The 21,482-nt window shown below is 60.8% G+C and carries 18 protein-coding genes; 8 read left to right on the forward strand and 10 right to left on the reverse strand.

From position 1 onward, the window contains the following. The first annotated feature begins 100 nt into the window (after positions 1-100). Entirely contained in the window at positions 101-1,717 is a 1,617-nt protein-coding gene (gene cueO, locus D7S44_RS13980; protein WP_120455785.1) for a multicopper oxidase CueO, read from the forward strand. Here the strand turns inward: cueO and D7S44_RS13985 are convergent, their stop codons facing one another. Then, the gene (locus D7S44_RS13985; protein ID WP_120455787.1) at positions 1,718-3,001 is read right to left on the reverse strand and encodes a cystathionine gamma-synthase family protein; all 1,284 of its coding nucleotides are present in this window, start codon (positions 2,999-3,001) and stop codon (positions 1,718-1,720) included. A 271-nt stretch (positions 3,002-3,272) separates the two neighbouring features. Between D7S44_RS13985 and hpt the strand changes: the two genes are divergently transcribed. From hpt to D7S44_RS14000, 3 genes are all read left to right on the forward strand, one after another. Beyond that, on the forward strand, positions 3,273-3,809 hold the full coding sequence (gene hpt / locus D7S44_RS13990) for a hypoxanthine phosphoribosyltransferase (RefSeq protein ID WP_120455789.1): 537 nt from the start codon (positions 3,273-3,275) through the stop codon (positions 3,807-3,809). 223 nt (positions 3,810-4,032) lie between these two features. Beyond that, on the forward strand, positions 4,033-4,956 hold the full coding sequence (locus tag D7S44_RS13995; RefSeq protein WP_120455790.1) for an ABC transporter ATP-binding protein: 924 nt from the start codon (positions 4,033-4,035) through the stop codon (positions 4,954-4,956). Continuing rightward, positions 4,953-5,723, forward strand: a complete 771-nt coding sequence (locus D7S44_RS14000) for an ABC transporter permease (protein ID WP_120455792.1) — start codon at positions 4,953-4,955, stop codon at positions 5,721-5,723. Before D7S44_RS13995 ends, D7S44_RS14000 begins: the two co-directional genes overlap by 4 nt. 256 nt (positions 5,724-5,979) lie before the next feature. Here the strand turns inward: D7S44_RS14000 and panD are convergent, their stop codons facing one another. The 9 genes from panD to thpR form a co-directional block, all read right to left on the reverse strand. Beyond that, positions 5,980-6,360 (reverse strand): aspartate 1-decarboxylase, encoded by a 381-nt coding sequence (gene panD / locus D7S44_RS14005; RefSeq protein WP_120455794.1) that lies wholly within the window; start codon positions 6,358-6,360, stop codon positions 5,980-5,982. A gap of 40 nt (positions 6,361-6,400) precedes the next feature. Next, entirely contained in the window at positions 6,401-7,255 is an 855-nt protein-coding gene (panC, locus tag D7S44_RS14010) for a pantoate--beta-alanine ligase (protein WP_120455796.1), read from the reverse strand. A 15-nt stretch (positions 7,256-7,270) separates the two neighbouring features. Next, positions 7,271-8,065 (reverse strand): 3-methyl-2-oxobutanoate hydroxymethyltransferase, encoded by a 795-nt coding sequence (panB, locus tag D7S44_RS14015; protein ID WP_120455798.1) that lies wholly within the window; start codon positions 8,063-8,065, stop codon positions 7,271-7,273. Between the two features lie 88 nt (positions 8,066-8,153). Further along, positions 8,154-8,639, reverse strand: coding sequence for a 2-amino-4-hydroxy-6-hydroxymethyldihydropteridine diphosphokinase (folK, locus tag D7S44_RS14020; RefSeq protein WP_120455799.1), 486 nt, complete (start codon positions 8,637-8,639; stop codon positions 8,154-8,156). Further along, entirely contained in the window at positions 8,636-10,057 is a 1,422-nt protein-coding gene (pcnB, locus tag D7S44_RS14025) for a polynucleotide adenylyltransferase PcnB (RefSeq protein WP_205685230.1), read from the reverse strand. Before pcnB ends, folK begins: the two co-directional genes overlap by 4 nt. Positions 10,058-10,096: 39 nt before the next feature. Further along, positions 10,097-11,026, reverse strand: a complete 930-nt coding sequence (gene gluQRS, locus D7S44_RS14030; RefSeq protein WP_120455912.1) for a tRNA glutamyl-Q(34) synthetase GluQRS — start codon at positions 11,024-11,026, stop codon at positions 10,097-10,099. A gap of 70 nt (positions 11,027-11,096) precedes the next feature. After that, positions 11,097-11,552 carry an RNA polymerase-binding protein DksA gene (gene dksA, locus D7S44_RS14035; protein ID WP_033749555.1) on the reverse strand — a complete coding sequence of 152 codons (456 nt, stop codon included), beginning with the start codon at positions 11,550-11,552 and terminating at the stop codon, positions 11,097-11,099. A gap of 286 nt (positions 11,553-11,838) precedes the next feature. Then, the gene (sfsA, locus tag D7S44_RS14040; protein WP_120455803.1) at positions 11,839-12,543 is read right to left on the reverse strand and encodes a DNA/RNA nuclease SfsA; all 705 of its coding nucleotides are present in this window, start codon (positions 12,541-12,543) and stop codon (positions 11,839-11,841) included. Between the two features lie 12 nt (positions 12,544-12,555). After that, on the reverse strand, positions 12,556-13,080 hold the full coding sequence (gene thpR / locus D7S44_RS14045; protein WP_120455805.1) for an RNA 2',3'-cyclic phosphodiesterase: 525 nt from the start codon (positions 13,078-13,080) through the stop codon (positions 12,556-12,558). 36 nt (positions 13,081-13,116) lie between these two features. On the opposite strand from thpR, the gene hrpB reads away from it, so the two are divergent. From hrpB to fhuC, 4 genes are all read left to right on the forward strand, one after another. Continuing rightward, positions 13,117-15,600 (forward strand): ATP-dependent helicase HrpB, encoded by a 2,484-nt coding sequence (gene hrpB / locus D7S44_RS14050; RefSeq protein WP_120455807.1) that lies wholly within the window; start codon positions 13,117-13,119, stop codon positions 15,598-15,600. A gap of 97 nt (positions 15,601-15,697) precedes the next feature. Then, complete coding sequence (mrcB, locus tag D7S44_RS14055) at positions 15,698-18,247, forward strand: bifunctional glycosyl transferase/transpeptidase (RefSeq protein WP_120455808.1); 2,550 nt, start codon at positions 15,698-15,700, stop codon at positions 18,245-18,247. Between the two features lie 193 nt (positions 18,248-18,440). Next, positions 18,441-20,648 carry a ferrichrome porin FhuA gene (gene fhuA / locus D7S44_RS14060; protein WP_120455810.1) on the forward strand — a complete coding sequence of 736 codons (2,208 nt, stop codon included), beginning with the start codon at positions 18,441-18,443 and terminating at the stop codon, positions 20,646-20,648. A 35-nt stretch (positions 20,649-20,683) separates the two neighbouring features. After that, a complete protein-coding gene (fhuC, locus tag D7S44_RS14065) occupies positions 20,684-21,481 on the forward strand; it encodes a Fe3+-hydroxamate ABC transporter ATP-binding protein FhuC (protein ID WP_371315470.1) in 798 nt (265 codons plus the stop codon). Position 21,482 lies beyond the last annotated feature (1 nt).

The raw sequence follows: 21,482 nt of genomic DNA on the forward strand, positions 1-21,482 counted from the left end.
GCGCCAGCACTTTTTTCAGGCGTTTCCGCTATCAAGACTTGACCCTCCCGCAGGGGAAGGGTTTAGGCTGTGGTTCCCTTACCACACGGATGAATAAGCTATGCATCGTCGCCATTTTCTTAAACTGACCGCAGCGCTGAGCGCAGCCGGGGCGCTGCCGATCTGGAGCCGCTCCCTGATGGCGGCCAGTCGCCCGCTGCTGCCGGTTCCTTCAAGGCTGGAGCCCGATCCGCGCGGCCAGATCCAGATCACCGCCATGACCGGCACCAGCCAGTGGCAGGGCAAGGATGTGGCGACATGGGGCTACAACGGCAGTTTGCTGGGGCCGGCCATCGTGCTGCGGCGCGGCAAAACGGCGACGGTCAATATCAATAACCAGCTGCCGGAAGCTACGACGCTGCACTGGCACGGACTGGCGATCCCCGGCGACGTCGACGGCGGGCCGATGGCGCGTATCGAACCCGGCGCGACGCGGCAGGTCAGCTTTACGCCCGATCAGCCCGCCGCGACCTGCTGGTTCCATCCACATCTGCATGGCAAAACCGGCCATCAGGTGGCGCAAGGCCTGGCGGGATTGATCCTGCTGCAGGACGATGAGACCGACAGGCTGCGTCTGCCAACGCAGTGGGGCTCGGACGATGTGCCGCTGATCTTCCAGGACAAGCGGCTCACTCAGGACGGCAGCCGCATCGACTACCAGCTCGATATCATGAGCGCCGCGGTCGGCTGGTTCGGCGATATGATGCTGACTAACGGCGTACAGTATCCGCAGCAGGCGGTGCCGCGCGGCTGGCTGCGCCTGCGCCTGCTGAACGGCTGCAATGCACGCTCTCTGCATATCGCCGCCAGCGATAACCGGCCGCTCTATGTTATCGGCAGCGACGGCGGACTACTGGCGGAGCCGGTGAAAGTGGCGTCGTTGCCGCTGCTGCCGGGCGAACGTTTCGAGGTGATGGTCGATACCTCCGACGGCAAAAGTTTCGATATCGTGACGCTGCCGGTGGAGCAGATGGGCATGACGCTGGCGCCGTTCGATCAGCCGCTGCCGCTGGTGCAGATCCTGCCGCTGCGCGTGATGGCGAGCGCCACGCTGCCCGACACGCTGGTGCAGCTGCCGCCGGTTCCCTCCGCGGAAGGCGCCAACGCGCGCTGGCTGCAGCTGATGATGGATCCGCAGCTCGATCAGCAGGGCATGGCGGCGCTGATGCAGCGCTACGGCGATAAAGCGATGGGCAATATGGGCGGGCATCATGCTATGTCATCGAAGAGCGAAAGCCACGACCAGATGGCGATGGGCGATCATGATATGTCGGCGATGAGCGGCCATGATATGTCGATGCCCAAGGCGCACGGCGCTAAAGCGGCCTACGACTTCCATAACGGCAATAAGATCAACGGCCAGGCCTTTAATATGACGAAGCCGATGTTCAACGTTACGCCTGGCCAGCTGGAGAAGTGGACCATCTCCGGCGAAGGGGACAAGATGCTGCATCCCTTCCATATTCACGGCACGCAGTTCCGCATTCTTTCAGAAAACGGTAAGCCGCCTGCACCGCACCGCCAGGGATGGAAGGATATGGTCAATGTCAACGGCTGGCGCAGCGAAGTGCTGGTGCGCTTTGACCACCGCGCCGCCGCCGAACACGCCTATATGGCGCACTGTCATCTGCTGGAGCATGAGGATACCGGCATGATGCTGGGCTTCAGCGTCGGCTGATCAGGCTTTCTCCAGCGCCAGACGAATATCTTCCACCAGATCGCCGGCGTTCTCGATGCCAATTGAGAGGCGAATGGTGGCGTCGCTGATGCCGATACGCTGCCTGACCGCTTCCGGCACGCCGGAGTGCGTGGTGCTGCCGGGATGGCTGGCAAGCGACTCGGTGCCGCCGAGACTCACCGCCTGCTTAAACAGCGCCAGCGCGTTAAGAAAGCGGAACGCAGCGGGCTGTCCGCCGACGATATCAAACGAGAAGGTCGAACCGGCGCCGCTGCACTGCTGGCGGAAGGTGCGGCCTTCGGCGCTGTTCTCATCGAGATAGGGCAGCCACTGCAGCTTCGCCACCTTTTCATGGCTGCGTAAAAAGGCCGCCACCGCCTCGGCGTTCTGCCAGGCTTTCTCCATGCGCAGCGACAGCGTCTCCAGCGAACGGCCGATCATCCAGCTGGAGTGCGGATCGAGCTGGGTGCCAATGGCGCTGCGCAGCGCGCGTATTTGGGTAATCAGCGCCTTGCTGCCCATTGCCGCCCCGGCGATCAGATCGGAGTGGCCGCCGACATATTTGGTTAACGAATAGAGCGACAGATCGGCGCCAAAATTCAGCGGGCGCTGAAACAGAGGACCGAGCAGCGTATTGTCGCAGGCGACAACCGGACGCGATCCCTGCTGCTGACCGATCTCATCAGCGATACGCGCAATCAGCGCAATATCAACCAGGCTGTTGGTGGGGTTGGCAGGCGTTTCAATCAGGATCAGCGCTACGCGCCCCAGGCTCAGCGCCTGCTGCGCGGCGGCGCGTACTTTTTCTTCATCGGTGCCGTCGCTGAAGCCCACCGGCTCAATATTGAGGTTGTGCAGGGTCTTGCTCAGCAGCGTCTCGGTGCCGCCGTAAAGCGGCTGCGAGTGGAGGATTACGTCGCCGGGACGCGCAAAGGTCAGCAGGGTAGTGGAGATGGCCGACATGCCGGATGAGAACAGGGCGCAGCTCTCCGCCTCTTCATAGATCGCCAGACGATCTTCAACGATTTCACTGTTGGGATGATTAAAGCGCGAATAGACCAGGCCGCCGCTTTTGCCTGCCGGCGGCTCGCGCCGTCCCGCCACGTAATCAAAGAAATCGCGTCCCTCTTCGGCGCTGTTAAAGACAAAAGTTGACGTCAGGAATACCGGCGGTTTGACCGCGCCTTCCGACAGCCGCGGATCGTAGCCGTAGTTGAGCATCTGGGTTTCCGGATGCAGCTTGCGCTCGCCGATATGGGTTTTTTTACTGGAGTGGTCAGACATGGGATCTCCTGCTCAGCGCAGATGTAATATAACGATATGTTGACCACAGGCTATCATGTAGCGATTTGTTCTGTTAAAGGCCGGAAAGTTCTAAGTTTATATCCTCTGCTCATCAGGAAGCCGCCAGCGGTACGGCGCTGCATCTCGCCGCGTCTGGCAAGCTGTGATACTCTCCTGCGAATCGCTACCCGCTCAGGTCTGAGCGGGTTCTCTCTGTTCATCCGCTGCTGAGGATGGACGATCCCTTTAAAATCAACGAGAAGTACAGGTTTTGAAACATACTGTTGAAGTGATGATTTCCGAAGAGGCGATCGCAACGCGCATTGCCGAACTGGGTAAAGAGATTTCCGAGCGCTATCGCGACAGCGGCAGCGAGATGGTGCTGGTCGGGCTGCTGCGCGGCTCCTTTATGTTTATGGCCGATCTCTGCCGCGCCGTCGAGGTGCCCCATGAAGTCGATTTTATGACCGCCTCCAGCTACGGCAGTGGCATGTCCAGCTCGCGTGACGTGAAAATCCTGAAGGATCTCGACGAAGATATTCGCGGCAAAGATGTGCTGATTGTGGAAGATATCATCGACTCCGGCAACACGCTGAGCAAGGTGCGCGAGATCCTGCGTCTGCGCGAGCCGAAATCCCTCGCCATCTGCACGCTGCTGGATAAGCCCGAGCGTCGTGAAGTCGACGTGAAGGTAGAATATGTCGGCTTCGCCATTCCTGACGAGTTCGTGGTCGGCTTCGGTATCGACTACGCCCAGCGCTATCGTCATCTGCCCTATATCGGCAAAGTGGTGCCGCTCGAATCCTGAGCCTGACCGCACAATCTTCCAAGGCTGACTGCGTCGGCCTGGTGTAGGCTGTGCTCCGGTTCAGGAGTTCAGCCTTCACCTCCGCAAAAAAGTGTCCATCCAGGAAGATTTTACGCTCAGGGTGGCTCATCATAAGTAGCAACGTTGCGGCGACATCGCGTCAGCCAGCGACTCGCTATGTCCATCGCGACACACCGACATTAAAACAGGATATGGATTCGGAATGACTTATGCACTGGAACTTTCCCGGCTGACCAAGACCTATTCCGGCGGCGTACAGGCGCTGAAAGGCATAGATCTTAACGTCGAAGCCGGCGATTTTTATGCGCTGCTGGGGCCAAACGGCGCAGGTAAATCCACCACTATCGGCATTATCAGTTCGCTGGTAAACAAATCAGGCGGCAGCGTGCGCGTGTTCGGTTACGACCTTGAGAAAGACGTCGTCAATGCCAAACGCCAGCTCGGCCTGGTGCCGCAGGAGTTTAACTTCAACCCCTTTGAGACCGTGCTGCAGATAGTGGTCAACCAGGCGGGCTATTATGGCGTTGAGCGCCGCGAGGCGCAGCAGCGCGCGGAGAAGTATCTGACGCAGCTCGATCTCTGGGGTAAACGCAACGAGCGCGCACGGATGCTCTCCGGCGGTATGAAGCGCCGTCTGATGATCGCGCGCGCGCTGATGCACGAGCCGAAACTGCTGATCCTCGACGAACCGACGGCGGGTGTGGATATTGAGCTTCGTCGCTCTATGTGGACCTTCCTCAAGGAGCTGAATGAAAAGGGCACCACTATTATTCTGACGACGCACTATCTTGAAGAGGCGGAAATGCTGTGTCGCAACATCGGCATTATCCAGAGCGGCGAGCTGGTAGAGAACACCTCAATGAAAGGGCTGCTGGCCAAACTGCAGTCGGAAACCTTTATTCTCGATCTCGCGCCGGGCAGCGCGCCGCCGACGCTGGAAGGGTTTCAGTATCGTCTGGTGGATGCCTCGACGCTGGAAGTCGAAGTGATGCGCGAGCAGGGTCTGAACAGCGTTTTCGGTCAGCTCAGCGCGCAGGGCGTGCAGGTACTGAGCATGCGTAATAAAGCGAACCGTCTGGAAGAGCTGTTTGTCAGCCTGGTGCAGGGCAAAGGAGTGAAAGCATGACACATTTGTACTGGGTGGCGCTGAAGAGTATCTGGGCCAAGGAGATCAACCGTTTTGCCCGCATCTGGATCCAGACGCTGGTGCCGCCGGTGATCACCATGACGCTCTATTTTATTATTTTCGGCAACCTGATCGGTTCGCGCATCGGCGATATGCACGGCTTCAGCTATATGCAGTTTATCGTGCCGGGCCTGATTATGATGGCGGTGATCACCAACGCCTACGCTAACGTCGCCTCGTCGTTCTTCAGCGCCAAGTTTCAGCGCAATATTGAAGAGCTGCTGGTGGCGCCGGTGCCGACGCATATTATCATCGCCGGTTATGTCGGCGGCGGTGTGGCGCGCGGTCTCTGCGTTGGGATACTGGTCACGGCGATTTCGCTGTTTTTCGTGCCGTTCCACGTCCACTCCTGGTCGATGGTGGCGCTGACGCTGCTGCTGACGGCGATTCTTTTTTCGCTGGCCGGTCTGCTGAATGCGGTGTTTGCACGTACCTTTGACGATATCAGCCTGATCCCGACTTTCGTGCTGACGCCGCTGACCTATCTGGGCGGGGTGTTCTATTCGCTGACGCTGCTGCCGCCCTTCTGGCAGGCGGTATCGAAGCTCAACCCTGTAGTCTATATGATCAGCGGTTTCCGCTTCGGCTTCCTCGGCATTAATGATGTGCCGCTGGTCTTTACCCTGTCGGTGCTGATCGCCTTTATCCTGGTGTTTTATATTCTGGTCTACACGCTGATCCAGCGCGGACGCGGCCTGCGCACCTGATAAGCAAAGAAGCAGCCAGAGGGCTGCTTCAGTTTAGCGCTGGGAGATGGCGCGGGTAACAGGGCCCAATCGCAAAGTCGCTCAAGGCATCCTTGCTCGCTCGTCCCGCGCTGTCCATGGCGCGGGGCGCTTTGCTCTTCGGCCCCGGTTACCCACGCTTCAGCATTGAGACGTCTGGAATAGCGTCTTTGCGAGCGGGCCATGCCGCTCGCGCAGGCGCCATGTCCAACCGTGCTTTCCGCTACGCGCGTTAAACTCAGGCAACCTGCACCGGCAGCGCTTTCGCCAGACGCTTCATCTCATTCTCGCCTTCGAAATAGGCGACTTTCGGCTGCCACTGGCGCGCTTCCGCATCCTCAACCTGCACGTAAGAACAGATAATCAGGATATCGCCTTCGCAGGCGCAGCGCGCCGCCGCGCCGTTCACCGAAATAATTTTCGAGCCGCGTTCGGCGGCGATAGCGTAGGTGGAAAAACGCTGCCCGTTGGTGACGTTATAGATATCAATGGCTTCATATTGCAGGATGCCAGACGCGTCGAGAAAATCCTGATCGATGGCGCAGGAACCTTCATAGTGCAAATCCGCCTGGGTCACTTTCACGCGGTGCAGCTTGCCCTGTAAAACGGTACGAATCATAACCGAAAGACCTTATTGTTCTGCCTGAAAACGACCTCGCTTACTGCGTAAGGTCGACCTGTTGATTATCAATAAGACGCGCTTTGCCCAGCCATGCCGCCATCAGGATCACCGCGCGTCGGCTCTCTACCGTCAGCGGCTCCAGCGTGTCGGCGTCGCAAATCGCAAGCCCGTCCGGGCGCAACCCTTTCTCGCTGAGTTCCGCTTCGGCGGCCTCGATAATCTCTTCGATATGGCGTTCGCCATTGGCGAGGCGCGCCGCCATGCCGTTCATCACCTGCGCCAGCGCAGGCGCGAGCTGACGCTCGTCGGCGCTGAGATAGCCATTGCGCGAGCTGAGCGCCAGGCCGTCTTTGGCGCGCACCGTTGGCACGCCGACAATCTCAATGTCAAAGCCCATATCCGCGACCATCTTGCGGATAATTGCCAGCTGCTGAAAATCCTTCTCGCCGAAACAGGCGATATCGGGCTGCACCAGATTAAACAGCTTGCTGACGATAGTGGCGACGCCGCGAAAATGGCCGGGACGGCTTGCGCCTTCCAGCAGCGACGAGAGGCCGGGCACCTCGACGAAGGTCTGATTCTCCAGCCCATGAGGATAAACTTCCGCGGGCGCAGGCGCGAACACCACATCGACGCTGCGGCGGTTAAGCTTCTCGCAGTCCTCCTGCAGCGTACGGGGATAGCGCGCCAGATCGTCGGCGCGATCGAACTGCATCGGGTTGACGAAAATCGAGACCACCACGATATCGCCGCGCTCGCGCGCTTCATCGACCAGCGTCAGATGACCGTCATGCAGATTGCCCATGGTCGGCACCAGCGCGATGCGTTTTCCTTCCTGCCGCCAGCGGCGAATTTCACGACGCAACATCGGCAGCGTTTCAATGATCAGCACGGTAAGGCTCCTGAATTACTGGAAACTGTGTTCAGCCGCAGGATAGGTTCCCGCTTCGACTTCGGCGATATAGTGACGGATAGCAGCGCGCATGTCGCCCGCCTCAGCGAGAAAGTTTTTCGCAAATTTCGGGATATGGCCGCCGGTAATGCCGAAGGCGTCATGCATCACCAGAATCTGGCCGTCAGTGACGTTGCCCGCGCCGATGCCAATGACCGGGATGGACAGCGCCTGGGTAATGCGCTGCGCCAGCGAGACCGGCACGCACTCCAGCACCATCAGCTGCGCGCCTGCGGCTTCCAGCGCCAGCGCGTCGGCCAGCAGCCGTTCGGCGGCCGCCTCGTCGCGGCCCTGCACCTTATAGCCGCCGAAGATATTCACCGACTGCGGCGTCAGGCCGAGATGGCCGCACACCGGAACCGCGCGTTCGGTCAGCATACGCACCGTCTCCGCCAGCCATTCGCCGCCCTCCAGCTTCACCATATTGGCGCCGGCGCGCATCAGCTGTGCTGCGCTGTCAAAGGTTTGCTGCGGCGTGGCGTAACTCATAAAGGGCAGGTCAGCCATGACCAGCGCCTGCGGCGCACCGCGGCGTACGGCGGCGGTGTGGTAGGCGATATCGGCGACGGTCACCGGCAGCGTGGAGTCATGGCCCTGAACGGTCATGCCGAGCGAATCGCCGATCAGCATCACCTGAATGCCTTCATCGGCGAACAGGCGGGCAAAGCTGAAATCGTAGGCGGTCAGGGTGGCGAACTTACGTCCGCTCGCTTTCCACTGACGCAGATGAGAAATAGTGGTGGGTTTCATTGCGCTCTCAACTCAGGTATTTCAGATGGGCGCAGTGTACTGGATAGCAGGGGAGAGCGGAATCTCCCGCGATCAATCTGTGCGGCGGTCAGCCGTGCCAGAAGCGAATGGCGCTGGTGTCGAGCCCGGTCAGCAGGTCGCGCAGCGGGCGCCCGTCCGGTAGCGCCGCGTCGGGCGCAATCTCCAGCAGCGGTACCAGCATAAAGGCGCGGTTGTGCATATCATAGTGCGGCACGATCAGGCGCGGCGTATGCAGGCGCTGCTGGCCGAAGAGCAGAATATCGATATCGAGGGTGCGCGGCCCCCAGCGTTCCGCTTTGCGCACGCGGCCGTGCTCAAGCTCGATACGCTGGGTATGATCCAGCAGGGCTTCCGGCGCGAGAGCAGTCTCCAGCGCAACCGCCGCGTTCAGGTAATCCGGCTGATCCGGCGGACCGTAAGGCGGCGTGCGGTAGAGAGAAGAGGTGGCGACGCGCGTGGTATCGGGCAGCCCGTCCAGCGCGCGCAGCGCCGCGTCGACCTGATTCAGGGGATCGGCAAGATTGCTGCCGAGCGCCAGGTAGACGCGGGTCACGAGGCGTTCTGACTGTCGCGGCGCGGCGCAGTGGGACGACGGCGCGGACGACGCGTTTTGCGGCGCGGCGCCGGATCGTCGCCCAGCGTATTGAGCATGGTTTTCTGCTGCGTCGGCGCGGCGGCCTGGAACTCGCCCCACCAGTGGCTAAGGCGGATCAGCTCCGGGTTGTTCTCGACTTCGGCGCGCAGCGCCAGCAGATCGTAGGCGGCGCGGAACTTCGGATGCTCCATCAGCTTCCAGGCGCGTTTGCCGTGGCGGCGCGACATGCGCAGCTGCAGCTGCCAGATATCCCGGATCAGCGTCGTGATGCGTTTCGGGATCGCCAGCGCGCGGCAGGCTTCATCCAGCGTATCGTTCATCGCCATCGCAAAGGCGTCGAAATAGGTCAGGCCACTTTCCTGAGCGATGCGCTGTGCGGCTTCGAGCTGCGGATACCAGAACATCGCCGCAAACAGGAAGGCTGGATTAACGCGCATATCGTTATGGATGCGGTTGTCGGTGTTTTTCAGCACCTGCGCCACCATACGCTCCATATAACTGTCGCCTTCGTCGGTGAAGTTACGCGTAATGGTCGGGAACAGTGGCTGGAACAGCTGGAATTCACGCAGCTTGACATAGGTGCTGTAGCCGTAGCCCGCCTGCAGCAGCTTCAGCGACTCTTCGAACAGACGCGCCGGCGGAATATCGCGCAGCAGCGTGGCGAGACGCGGGATCGGCTCGGCGGTTTCCGCCGCAATCGACATATCCAGTTTGGCGGCGAAGCGCACCACGCGCAGCATGCGCACCGGATCTTCGCGGTAGCGCGTCTCTGGATCGCCAATCAGGCGAATAATGCCCTGCTGCAGATCCTGCAGGCCGCCTACGTAGTCGCGCACCGTAAAATCGGCGACGTTGTAATAGAGGCTGTTGATCGTCAGGTCGCGACGCTGCGCATCGTCTTCGATGCTGCCGAAGATATTGTCGCGCAGCAGCATGCCGCTCTGGGCGCGCTGCGACAGATTGCGATCCTCTTCGACATCCTCTTCGGCCTGATGATGGCCGCGGAAAGTCGCGACTTCAATCACTTCGGGACCGAACATGACGTGCGCCAGACGGAAGCGACGCCCGACCAGACGACAGTTGCGGAACAGCTTGCGCATCTGCTCTGGTGTGGCGTTGGTGGTGATGTCAAAGTCCTTGGGCTTTTTACCCAGCAGCAGGTCGCGAACGCCACCGCCCACCAGATAGGCTTCATAGCCCGCTTTATTCAGGCGGTAGAGCACCTTCAGGGCATTTTCGCTAATGTCTTTGCGCGAGATGTTATGGCTCTCACGAGGGATAATGGTCATCTGATGACGCTCAGTTTCAACCTCGACGGGCGCCTCCTCATCACGCATGAGGACTTTCCGGCAAAAATTAGCAACTCGGGTAAAAATGGGACACCTCGACAGCGACGTAAAGTGGTGTAAATAAAATCAGCGGCTAATCATAGCCTGTTGCGATTCATTTAGGAATGGTGTTGTCGGCTCAGCCGGTTTCAGGGCGTTCTCATGGGGTATCAAAGCGATATTCCACTGTGAGACCGCGCTTTCCAGCAGTTTCTCCTGCGTTTCGTCGCGCCATTCCGCCGCCACAGGCTGTCCCAGAAAGCGAAGCGCCTGCACCAGCAGCGGTCGCGGGTCGCCTGCGGGCAGCGAAGGCGCATGATTCTGCTTCGACAGTTTATTGCCGTCGGGATTGATCGCCAGCGGCAAATGCAGCCAGTCAGGCGTCGGCCAGCCGAACTGCTGATAAAGCGCTATCTGCCGCACCGTGGGCTCAATTAAATCCGCGCCGCGCACGATCTCCGTTACGCCCTGAAAATGGTCATCGACCACCACGGCAAGGTTGTAGGCGAACAGGCCATCGCGCCGATGAATAATAAAATCTTCCTGGGCCAGACGCGCATCCACGTTCACGATGCCGCGCAGCCGATCGTCAAAGCTGAAAACCGGCGCGTGCTGACGTAAACGCAGCGCGGCGTTTTCCGGCCCCAGATGGCGATCGCGGCAGTGACCGTCGTAAAACCCGCCGATCTGCTGGATGCGGCGACGCGTACAGGTGCAGTAATAACTCTGACGATGCGTCTGCAGCCACGCCAGCGCTTCGCGATAGGCTTCATGGCGCTGCGACTGCCACAGCACCTCGCCGTCCCAGTGCAGGCCGTAATGCTCCAGCTGATGCAGAATGCGCGTGGCGGCGCCTGCGACTTCGCGTGGCGGATCGATATCTTCGATGCGTACCAGCCAGCGGCCTTTTTGCGCGCGCGCGCTGAGATAGCTGCCAAGCGCGGCAATCAGCGAGCCGAAATGAAGATCGCCAGAAGGAGAGGGAGCGAAACGCCCGATACAGGGAAGCGTGGACATAGGCATTAAAAGTCACCGCACAGCGGAACAACAGCGTGCTCTTCCGCAGTGCGGTGATAGAGGCATGGCATTAGCCAGCCATCTGTTTCTCGCGGATTTCAGCCAGCGTCTTGCAGTCGATGCAAAGATCGGCGGTCGGACGCGCTTCCAGACGGCGGATGCCGATCTCCACGCCGCAGGACTCGCAGTAGCCGAAGTCGTCATCTTCGACTTTCTTCAGCGTCTTCTCGATCTTTTTGATCAGCTTACGCTCGCGGTCGCGGTTACGCAGTTCAAGGCTGAATTCCTCTTCCTGCGCGGCACGGTCAACCGGATCCGGGAAGTTCGCCGCTTCGTCCTGCATATGCGAGACGGTACGGTCAACTTCATCACGCAGCTGATTGCGCCAGGCTTCCAGAATCTTGCGAAAATGTTGCAGCTGGGCTTCATTCATATACTCTTCGCCCGGCTTCTCCTGGTATGGCTCCACCCCAGCGATGGCGAGAATACTCAGGGACGATGTTTTACGGTTTTGCCCTTCTTGCATGTTGTTTCTCCTGGATAACACGCACTATACCTTTTGTGGTTCAGCGCCAGCGATTAGGCGTCAGGCGGTTGAGTGTAGTCATTACGCTACATTTTGCCTGCCGGGTTTCGCCGCGTTGCCGCAAACGGGTACATCGATCCCCCTACGGGGAAAAACAGGCCGCTATAAATAACAGAAGCAGTCAAGGTTGGCAATTATTCATGATCGCACCTTGACAAGCCTGTGAGGAACAGCGTATTTGGCGCCGCGCGTTAAACATTCATAACACAACAATTTGCAAAAGATATTACAAGCTTACGGCAACCGGCTTTTTCAGAAACACGCCTGCCGGTGATAAATCTGCGCGATACGCCAAAATCTCTACGCCATCCTGCTGCGCCTGGACCAGTTGGTCTGCGTAACGTGCGTCAATGTGACGCGCGGGGGAGACGTCCTCAATCCCCGAGTGCAGAACCGCAAACAACAAAACAGCCCGATGACCGGCAGCCGCGACGGCGCTTAGCTCGCGCAGATGCTTCTGGCCTCGGACCGTCACCGCATCCGGAAAATAGCCTTTTCCTTGATGTAAAAGGGTCACGGACTTGACTTCAATATAGCAGTTGCGTCTGCCGCCTGCCTGAAGCAGGAAGTCGATTCGGCTCTTTTCCGCACCATATTTGACTTCAGCCTGGCAGGCGTCGTAGCCAGACAAGGGCGCAATGACGTCTGCCGCCAGCGCCTCTTTCACCAGCTGGTTGGCGCGCAGTGTGTTAACGCAGATCCAGTGGCCCTGCTGCGTTTCGGTCAGCTCCCAGCTGTGCGGGTATTTGCGCGTCAGGCTGTCGGAGGTGGAGTACCACACTCTGTCGCCTGGCGTGGCGCAGCCGGTCATCGCGCCGGTATTGGCGCAGTGAATGGTCAGGGTTTCCCCTTCCGGCGTCACCACGTCGGCAAGAAAACGCTTATAGCGGGCGATCAGTCGGGCGGGCTTTAACGGCGGTGAAAACAGCATAGCGCTCCAGAATCAGGTCAGCGGCCAGCTCGCCAGCGCCTGGTAGCGCGTGCGGCCCCGCGCGTACTGCGACGAAAACAGCGAAAAATGGTCGACGCGAAAGCGCCAGTGAAAGCCGCGCGGCGGCAGCGCAATGCGCGAGGCCGCGTCGCGCAGCAGCGTAACGTGCGGGTGAAAAGGTTGGGCGCTCTGCGCGCAGCCGTGGCGCGCCGCCTGGGCCCGCAGCAGATCGGCCAGTTGCAGCAGACCGCGTGGCGGCCGCTGACAGCCGAGCCACACCACGCGGGGACGCGGCCAGTGACCGGCGTCGTCCAGATCGAGATCGAAGGCGGGCTGCTGAATGCGCGCGGCCAGCTGTTGCAGCTTTTGCGCGGTCTCGCTTTTCACCTCGCCGAGAAAGGCGAGCGTCAGGTGCAGGTTGGCCGCAACAACAGGGCGGCCGGCGTCGTCGGCGAAGTTATCGGCGCGCCAGCGCACCAGCTGCTGCTGCAGCGCGTCAGGCAGCCCGATGCCAAAAAACAGGCGTTGCGTCTCCATGGCGGTCTCCGGCAATCCTCACGGATGAATGCTACAATGCGCGCCATCTTAACACAGGCTGAACGGGAGTTTGCCGTGAGTGATTTACCGGTCAGCGCCGTGCTGCCCGACCTGCTGCAGGCGCTCGACGCGGCGCCGCAAATTCTGCTGGCGGCCCCAACCGGCGCGGGCAAGTCGACCTGGCTGCCGCTGCAGCTGCTGCAGCGGGCGAATCTGTCGGGCCGCATTATTATGCTGGAGCCGCGTCGGCTGGCGGCGCGCAACGTGGCGCAACGTCTGGCGGAGCAGCTTGGCGAGCAGCCCGGCGAAACCGTCGGCTACCGCATGCGCGGCGAAAACTGCGTCGGCCCGGCCACCCGACTGGAAGTGGTGACGGAGGGCATTCTGACGCGCATGCTGCAGCGCGATCCTGAACTCAGCGGCGTGTCGCTGGTGATCCTCGATGAGTTCCACGAGCGCAGCCTGCAGGCGGATCTGGCGCTGGCGCTGCTGCTCGACGTACAGCAAGGGCTGCGCGACGATCTGAAAATCCTGCTGATGTCGGCGACGCTGGATAACGCGCGCCTCTCGGCGCTGCTGCCCGATGCGCCGCTGATCGTCTCCGAAGGGCGCAGTTTCCCGGTGACGCGCCGTTTTGCCTCGCTCAGCGCAACGCTGCGCTTTGAAGAGGCGGTGGCGCGCGAAACGGCGCAGCTGCTGCGCGAAGAGAGCGGCTCGCTGCTCCTGTTCCTGCCCGGCGTGGCGGAGATTGAGCGGGTTAAACGCGAGCTGGAATCGCGCGTGGCGGAGGATGTCGACCTCACGCCGCTCTATGGCGCGCTGCCGCTGGCGGCACAGCGCCGCGCAATTCTGCCTGCGCCGCCCGGCCGCCGCAAAGTGGTGCTCGCCACCAATATCGCTGAAACCAGTCTTACTATCGAAGGCATCCGTCTGGTGGTGGATAGCGCGCTGGAGCGCACGGCGCAGTTTGACGCGCGCAGCGGCGTGACGCGGCTGCTGACCCAGCGTATCAGCCAGGCGTCGATGACGCAGCGCGCCGGCCGCGCCGGTCGTCTGATGCCCGGCATCTGTCTGCATCTGATCGCCGAAGAACAGGCGTCGCGCGCCGCTGCGCAGAGCGAGCCGGAGATCGCGCATAGCGACCTCGCCGCGCTCTGGATGGAGCTGTTGCAGTGGGGCTGCAACCAGCCGGACCAGCTTACCTGGCTCGACCTGCCACCAGAAAAACATCTGCGCGCGGCGCGGCAGCTGCTTGCCCGCCTTGGCGCGCTGGATGAGAACGGCAAGCTGAGCGCGCAGGGACGACGCATGGCGCAGCTCGGCGGCGAGCCGCGTCTGAGCGCGATGCTGTGCGCCGCCGGGCAGGATCCTGATGCGGCCGCCAGCGCCGCGCTGCTGGTGGCGGTTCTTGAGGATCCGCCGCGCAGCGGCACGCCCGATCTGCGTGACGCGCTGCACCGTCCGCAGCCGCAATGGCAGCGGCGCGCAAAGCAGTGGCAGTCACGGCTCGGCGTCAGCGGCGGCCGCGTCGATGAAGACCGCTTTCCTGCGCTGCTGGCGGCGGGCTTCGGCGATCGGCTGGCGCGACGTCGCGATAACGGCGGCCGCTATCAGCTCGCCAACGGCCTGGGGGCGATGCTCGATTCGCAAGAGGGGCTGAACCGCTACGAATGGCTGATCGCACCCGCTTTGCTGCAGGGCAGCGCGACGCCGGACGCACGCATGCTGCTGGCGCTGCCGGTTGATATCGACGCGCTGCGCCAGGCGCGCCCGGAGCTGGTGGAAGTGCGCACCGAAGTCGAATGGGACGAAGAGAAAGGCACGCTGCGCGCGCTGCGTCGCGAACAGGCTGGCGTGCTGGTGTTAAAGGCGCAGCCGATGGCGCGTCCGCAGCCTGAGGTGCTGCACGCGGCGATGCTGCGCTGGGTCGCGCAAAAGGGTCTGGCAGTGCTGGGCTGGAGCGAGGCAGCGGAACAGCTGCGCGTGCGGCTGCAGTGCGCGGCGCAGTGGTTGCCGGAGGAGACATGGCCCGCCGTAGATGATGAAACGCTGCTGGCGACGCTCGATGTGTGGCTACTGCCGGAGATGGGCGCGGTGCGCGATCTGAAATCGTTGCAGGCGGTTAACCTTGTCAGCGCGCTATTACATTTGCTCACATGGTCACAACGCCAGCGGCTGGATAGTGCGCTGCCAACTCATTACACTGTGCCGACCGGAAGCCGACTGCCCATTCGCTACCATGCCGACAAACCGCCCGCGCTGGCGGTGCGCATTCAGGAGATGTTTGGCGAGGCGAGCAATCCCGCCGTGGCGGAAGGGCGCGTGCCGCTGGTGCTGGAGCTGTTATCGCCCGCGCAGCGTCCGTTGCAGATAACCCGCGACCTGGCCGCCTTCTGGCGCGGCGCGTATCCGGAGGTGCAAAAAGAGATGAAAGGGCGCTATCCCCGACATCCCTGGCCCGACGATCCGGCCAGCGCCTTGCCCACAAGGCGCACCAAAAAATATTCCCCGCAAGGTTGAGCCAGCTGGATCGATTTCAGAGGGTTCCGCCATGCGGAAGAGGTAAAAGCCGCTAGAGTATCGGCGCAGCCAACGTAATGCCTGGAGAATGAAACCAATGTCTGGGAACGATCGCGAACCCATTGGGCGCAAAGGAAAACAGCCCAAGCCGCCGCGTAACGCTACGCGCCGGGGTCGCCGCAGGGATGAAGACGATTTTGATAATGATGATTTTGATGATGAGGTTGAGGAGAAAGCGCCTGTGCCGCGTAAAAGTAAAGGAAAGCGTCCGCCGCGCGGGAAGCGTCGCTGGTTAAGCTGGCTTATCAGGCTGTTCCTTGTGTTTGTGGTCGTCATGGCCGTCTGGGGTGTTTACCTCGACTCTGAGATCCGCGCCCGCATCGACGGAAAAGTGTGGCAGCTACCCGCGACCGTTTATGGCCGCATGGTCAGCCTGGAACCAGGCATGGCCTACAACAAAAAAGAGATGATTGCGCTGCTGGAAGGCACGCAGTATCGCGAGGTGTCGCGTATTACGCGTCCCGGCGAGTTCTCGGTAAAAGGCAACACCATCGATCTGCTGCGCCGTCCGTTTGATTTCCCGGACAGCAAAGAGGGGCAGGTGCACGCGCAAATGGTGTTCGACGGCGATGAGCTGGGCGAAATTAAAAATATCGATTCCGGTCGTGATTTTGGTTTCTTCCGCCTCGATCCGCGCCTGATCACCATGTTGCAGTCGCCGAACGGCGAACAGCGCCTGTTTGTGCCGCGCGCCGGTTTCCCGGATCTGCTGGTCGACACGCTGATCGCCACCGAAGATCGTCATTTCTACGAGCATGACGGCATCAGCCCTTATTCTATCGGCCGCGCCTTCCTCGCCAATATCACCGCCGGGAAAGCGGTGCAGGGCGGCAGTACGCTGACGCAGCAGCTGGTGAAAAACCTGTTCCTGACCAACGAGCGCTCGCTGTGGCGTAAAGCGCGTGAAGCCTATATGGCGGTCATTATGGATGCGCGCTACAGCAAGGATCGCATTCTGGAGCTCTACCTGAACGAGGTCTATCTCGGCCAGGCGGGCAACGACCAGATCCGCGGCTTCCCGCTGGCGAGCCTCTACTATTTTGGCCGTCCGGTCGACGAACTGAGCCTCGATCAGCAGGCGATGCTGGTGGGCATGGTGAAAGGCGCCTCGCTCTATAACCCGTGGCGTAATCCGAAACTGGCGCTGGAGCGACGCAATCTGGTGCTGCGTCTGCTGCAGCAGCAGAAGGTGATCGATCAGGAGCTGTACGACATGCTTTCGGCGCGTCCGCTCGGCGTACAGCCGAAGGGCGGCGTGATCACGCCGCAGCCCGCCTTTATGCAGATGGTGCGCAACGAGCTGCAGGCGAAGCTGGGCGATAAGGTGAAGGATCTCTCGGGCGTGAAGATCTTCACCACGCTCGATCCGGTATCGCAGGACGCAGCGGAAAAAGCGGTGCTTGATGGTATCCCGGCGCTGAAAAAACAGCGTGGCCTGAAAGATCTGGAAACCGCGATGGTGGTAGTCGACCGCTTCAGCGGTGAAGTGCGCGCCATGGTAGGCGGCGCGGATCCGCAGTTCGCCGGCTACAACCGCGCGCTGCAGGCGCGTCGCTCTATCGGCTCGCTGGCGAAACCGGCCACCTATCTGACCGCGCTCAGCCAGCCGAACACCTATCGTCTTAACAGCTGGATCGCCGATGAACCTATCGCGCTGAAACAGCCGAACGGCAGCGTCTGGAAACCGATGAACGACGATCGTCGCTTCAGCGGCAAGGTGATGCTGGTGGATGCGCTGACCAACTCCATGAACGTGCCGACGGTAAACCTCGGTATGACGCTGGGGCTGGACGCGGTGGTGGATACCTGGACCAAACTGGGCGTGCCGAAAGATCAGCTTAACCCGGTGCCAGCGATGCTGCTCGGCGCGCTGAACCTGACGCCGATTGAAGTGGCGCAGGCGTTCCAGTCGATCGCCAGCGGCGGCAACCGCGCGCCGCTCTCGGCGGTGCGTTCCGTTATCGCGGAAGACGGCACCGTGCTCTATCAGAGCTTCCCGCAGGCGCAGCGCGTAGAGCCAGCGCAGGCTGCCTATCTGACGCTCTACACGATGCAGCAGGTAGCCGATCACGGTACGGCGCGGGCGCTGGGCGCGCGTTATCCCAAAGCGCATCTGGCGGGCAAAACCGGCACCACTAACGACCTGATCGACAGTTGGTTTGCTGGTGTTGACGGCAAAGAGGTCGCCATTACCTGGGTGGGCCGCGACAATAACCAGCCGAGCAAGCTGTACGGCGCAAGCGGCGCGATGCAGATCTATCGTCGCTACCTGGACAACCAGGCGCCAATGCCGCTGGTGCTGACGCCGCCGGAAGATGTCTCCATGATGAGCATCGACTCAGCGGGTAATTTCGTTTGCGGCAACGGCAGCAGCACCTGGCGTTCGCTGCCGGTGTGGGCGCTCGATCCCGACGCGCTCTGCCAGCAGCAGCAACAGCTGTTCCAGCAGCAGCAACAGCAGTTGCAGGAGCAGCAGAACCAGCAGCAAAATCAACAGCAGATGCAGCAGCAGCAACAACAGCCGCAGCAGCAGAAAGAGAGCGACGGCGTCGCCGGCTGGATTAAAGATATGTTCGGCGGTAACTAAAACGTCGGTTAAAAAGGGCGCTACGGCGCCCTTTTTTTGTGCGTGATCAATACTGCGCGAATGCCCGCCAGACGGCGCTGCGCGCGGGATTATCCCTTGCAGAGAAGTAAGAGTTTCGCCTAAAATCCATTCGGCATAATAATCATTCTCGTTTCCATTCGCCTGCCCACTATATTATTCAAGAGACACTACTATGAATGCGCGAACGACTTTTCCTTGTTACCTGCGCGGCGCGCTTGCTCGCCGTCCGCTGGCTTTGAGCATTGCCGTCATTTTGGGTTCAGTAAGCGCTTCCGCGCTGGCTGAGGAGACGCTGGTGGTTTCGTCGGATGGTGCTTCTGCCGCGGCGCAGGAGAGCGCATGGGGTCCGGCGCCGACCATCGCTGCCAGACAGAGCGCCACCGGCACCAAAACCGATACGCCGATTGAGAAAAACCCGCAGTCGGTTTCGGTGGTGACGCGCGAAGAGATGGAAAAGCGTCAGGTAACATCGGTAAAAGAGGCGTTCAATTACACGCCGGGCGTCCTGACCGGCAACCGCGGCAGCTCGCAGGTGATCGATGCGCTGTCGATTCGCGGCTTTAGCGAAACCAACACCAACCAGTATCTTGACGGCCTGAAGCTGCAGGGCGACAACTATTCCGAATTCGCTATCGATCCTTACTTCCTGGAGCGCGCCGAGCTGCTACGCGGCCCGGTTTCAGTGCTCTACGGCAAGAGCAATCCCGGCGGCGTAGTGGCGCTGGTGAGCAAGCGTCCGACACAGGAAACGCTGCGCGAAGTGCAGTTCCAGATGGGCAGCGACAACCTTTTCTCTACCGGGTTCGATTTCGGCGGCTCGCTGGATGACGATGGCGTCTACAGCTACCGCCTGACTGGCCTTGCGCGCAGCGCCGACGCGCAGCAGGAGCGGAATAAAGAGAAACGCTACACCATTGCGCCCTCGTTCAGCTGGCGTCCGGACGAAAATACCCGCTTCGACCTGCTGACCTATTTCCAGAACGAGCCGGAAACCGGCTATTACGGCTGGCTGCCGCGTCAGGGCACGGTGGTGCCAATCAGACGCGCGGACGGCAGCGAATACAAGCTGCCGACTAATTTTGATGAAGGCGAAGAGAGCAACAAAATCTCGCGCAACACCAAAATGGTGGGTTACAACTTCGAGCACAGCTTCAACGAGACCTGGACGGTACGTCAGAACCTGCGCTACGCCGATTTGCGCACCGACTATCGCAGCATTTACGGCAACGGCTTTGATGCCGCTACCCAGTCGATTACGCGTGGTTCGGCGGTCTCTGAGGAAGAGCTGAATCAGTTCGCCGTCGATACCCAGGCGCAGGCTAAATTCGCCACCGGCGCGCTGGACCATACGCTGCTGCTGGGCGTGGATTTCCAGCGCACGCGTAACGATATCAATGCGCAATTTGGCACCGCCAGCAGCCTGAACGCCGTTAACCCGCACTATGGCGATGAGAGCGTTACGCCGTTCGCTCCTTTCCAGCACCTTAATAAACAGCGTCAGACCGGCCTTTATGCGCAGGATCAGATGGCGTGGAACCGCTGGGTACTGACGCTGGGTGGCCGCTACGATTACGCCATGGCGTCAGTATACGATCGCTATAACGGAACCTTCGATCGCCAGAACGATCAGGCCTTTACCTGGCGTGGCGGTCTGAACTATGTGTTCGATAACGGTATCGCGCCCTACTTCAGCTACAGCGAAGCCTTTATTCCCAACTCTGGTTCTACCTACGCAGGTCAGGCCTTTGATCCTTCACGCGCAAAACAGTATGAAGCGGGCGTGAAATATGTGCCGAAAGATCGCCCGATCACCATGACCGCTGCGGTTTATCAGCTGACCAAAACTAAAAATCTGACGGCCGATCCCGACACGGTAAACCATCCGAACGGCAGCGTGCAGAGCGGCGAAATTCGCTCGCGCGGCGTAGAGCTGGAGGCGAAAGCGGCAGTTAACGCTAATATCGACCTGACGGCTGCCTACACCTACACCGACGCGGAATATACCCACGACACGCAGCTGAAAGGCCGCACGCCGGTGCAGGTGCCAAAGCATATGGCGTCGCTGTGGGCGGATTATACCTTCCATGAGACCGCGCTCTCCGGCGTCACTGTCGGTGCAGGCGTGCGTTACGTCGGCGAAAGCAAAGGCCTTTACAGTAGCGGTACGCAAAACAACCAGAACTTCGATGTCGCTGGCTACACCACGGTCGATGCGACGCTGAAATATGATCTGGGTCGTTTCGGTCTGCCGGGCTCGTCAGTGGGCGTCAACGTGAAAAACCTGTTTGACCGCGACTATGTGGCCAGCTGTTACCGCGACTACGCCTGCTACTGGGGCGCAGAGCGACAAATCATCGGCACCGCCACTTTCCGTTTCTGATGCAACCGGGCGCCGCGGCGCCCGTTTAACCTGGGATGACCATGCAGCCTCCGCACGACGCAGCCACTTTTACGCTGGATAATGTCAGCTTTCACGTGCCCGGCCGCACGCTGCTGCATCCGCTCTCATTAACCTTTCCGCCTGGCAAAGTCACCGCGCTTATCGGCCATAACGGCTCCGGCAAATCCACGCTGTTAAAAATGCTGGGACGGCACCAGACCGCCAGCGAGGGACGCGTACTGCTCAACGGTACGCCGGTCGAAGCCTGGAACAGTAAAGCCTTTGCGCGCGAGGTCGCCTATCTGCCGCAGCAGCTGCCCGCCGCCGAAGGCATGACGGTGCGCGAGCTGGTGGCGATTGGCCGCTACCCGTGGCATGGCGCGCTGGGCCGTTTTCGCCAGGAAGATCGCGTTCGGGTGGAGGAGGCGATCGCGCAGGTCGGGCTGAAGCCGCTCGCTGCTCGCCTGGTGGACAGCCTCTCCGGCGGCGAGCGTCAGCGCGCCTGGCTGGCGATGCTGGTGGCGCAGAACAGCCGCTGTCTGCTGCTGGATGAACCGACGTCGGCGCTGGACATCGCCCATCAGGTCGAGGTGCTGGCGCTGATCCAGCGTCTCAGCCGCGAACGCGGCCTGACGGTCATCGCCGTACTACACGATATCAACATGGCCGCGCGCTACTGCGACCATCTGGTCGCGCTGCGCGGCGGCAAAATTATCGCTGAAGGCGCGCCGGAGGCCATTATGCAGCCCGACGTGCTGGGCGCAATTTACGGTATTCCTATGGGCATTCTGCCGCACCCCCAGGGCGGGGCGGCGGTTAGTTTTGTCTACTGAG

This window comes from Pantoea piersonii (assembly GCF_003612015.1).
Classification (GTDB): domain Bacteria; phylum Pseudomonadota; class Gammaproteobacteria; order Enterobacterales; family Enterobacteriaceae; genus Pantoea; species Pantoea piersonii.

What these genes read in the sequence shown, in the direction of transcription:
- dksA (WP_033749555.1), bottom strand. Translation starts at nt 11,552, where the DNA reads ATGCAAGAAGGGCAAAACCGTAAAACATCGTCCCTGAGTATTCTCGCC.
- gluQRS (WP_120455912.1), bottom strand. Translation starts at nt 11,026, where the DNA reads ATGTCCACGCTTCCCTGTATCGGGCGTTTCGCTCCCTCTCCTTCTGGC.
- D7S44_RS13995 (WP_120455790.1), top strand. Translation starts at nt 4,033, where the DNA reads ATGACTTATGCACTGGAACTTTCCCGGCTGACCAAGACCTATTCCGGC.
- fhuA (WP_120455810.1), top strand. Translation starts at nt 18,441, where the DNA reads ATGAATGCGCGAACGACTTTTCCTTGTTACCTGCGCGGCGCGCTTGCT.
- hrpB (WP_120455807.1), top strand. Translation starts at nt 13,117, where the DNA reads ATGCGCGCCATCTTAACACAGGCTGAACGGGAGTTTGCCGTGAGTGAT.
- panD (WP_120455794.1), bottom strand. Translation starts at nt 6,360, where the DNA reads ATGATTCGTACCGTTTTACAGGGCAAGCTGCACCGCGTGAAAGTGACC.
- cueO (WP_120455785.1), top strand. Translation starts at nt 101, where the DNA reads ATGCATCGTCGCCATTTTCTTAAACTGACCGCAGCGCTGAGCGCAGCC.
- sfsA (WP_120455803.1), bottom strand. Translation starts at nt 12,543, where the DNA reads ATGCTGTTTTCACCGCCGTTAAAGCCCGCCCGACTGATCGCCCGCTAT.
- D7S44_RS14000 (WP_120455792.1), top strand. Translation starts at nt 4,953, where the DNA reads ATGACACATTTGTACTGGGTGGCGCTGAAGAGTATCTGGGCCAAGGAG.
- D7S44_RS13985 (WP_120455787.1), bottom strand. Translation starts at nt 3,001, where the DNA reads ATGTCTGACCACTCCAGTAAAAAAACCCATATCGGCGAGCGCAAGCTG.
- fhuC (WP_371315470.1), top strand. Translation starts at nt 20,684, where the DNA reads ATGACCATGCAGCCTCCGCACGACGCAGCCACTTTTACGCTGGATAAT.
- panB (WP_120455798.1), bottom strand. Translation starts at nt 8,065, where the DNA reads ATGAAACCCACCACTATTTCTCATCTGCGTCAGTGGAAAGCGAGCGGA.
- mrcB (WP_120455808.1), top strand. Translation starts at nt 15,698, where the DNA reads ATGTCTGGGAACGATCGCGAACCCATTGGGCGCAAAGGAAAACAGCCC.
- thpR (WP_120455805.1), bottom strand. Translation starts at nt 13,080, where the DNA reads ATGGAGACGCAACGCCTGTTTTTTGGCATCGGGCTGCCTGACGCGCTG.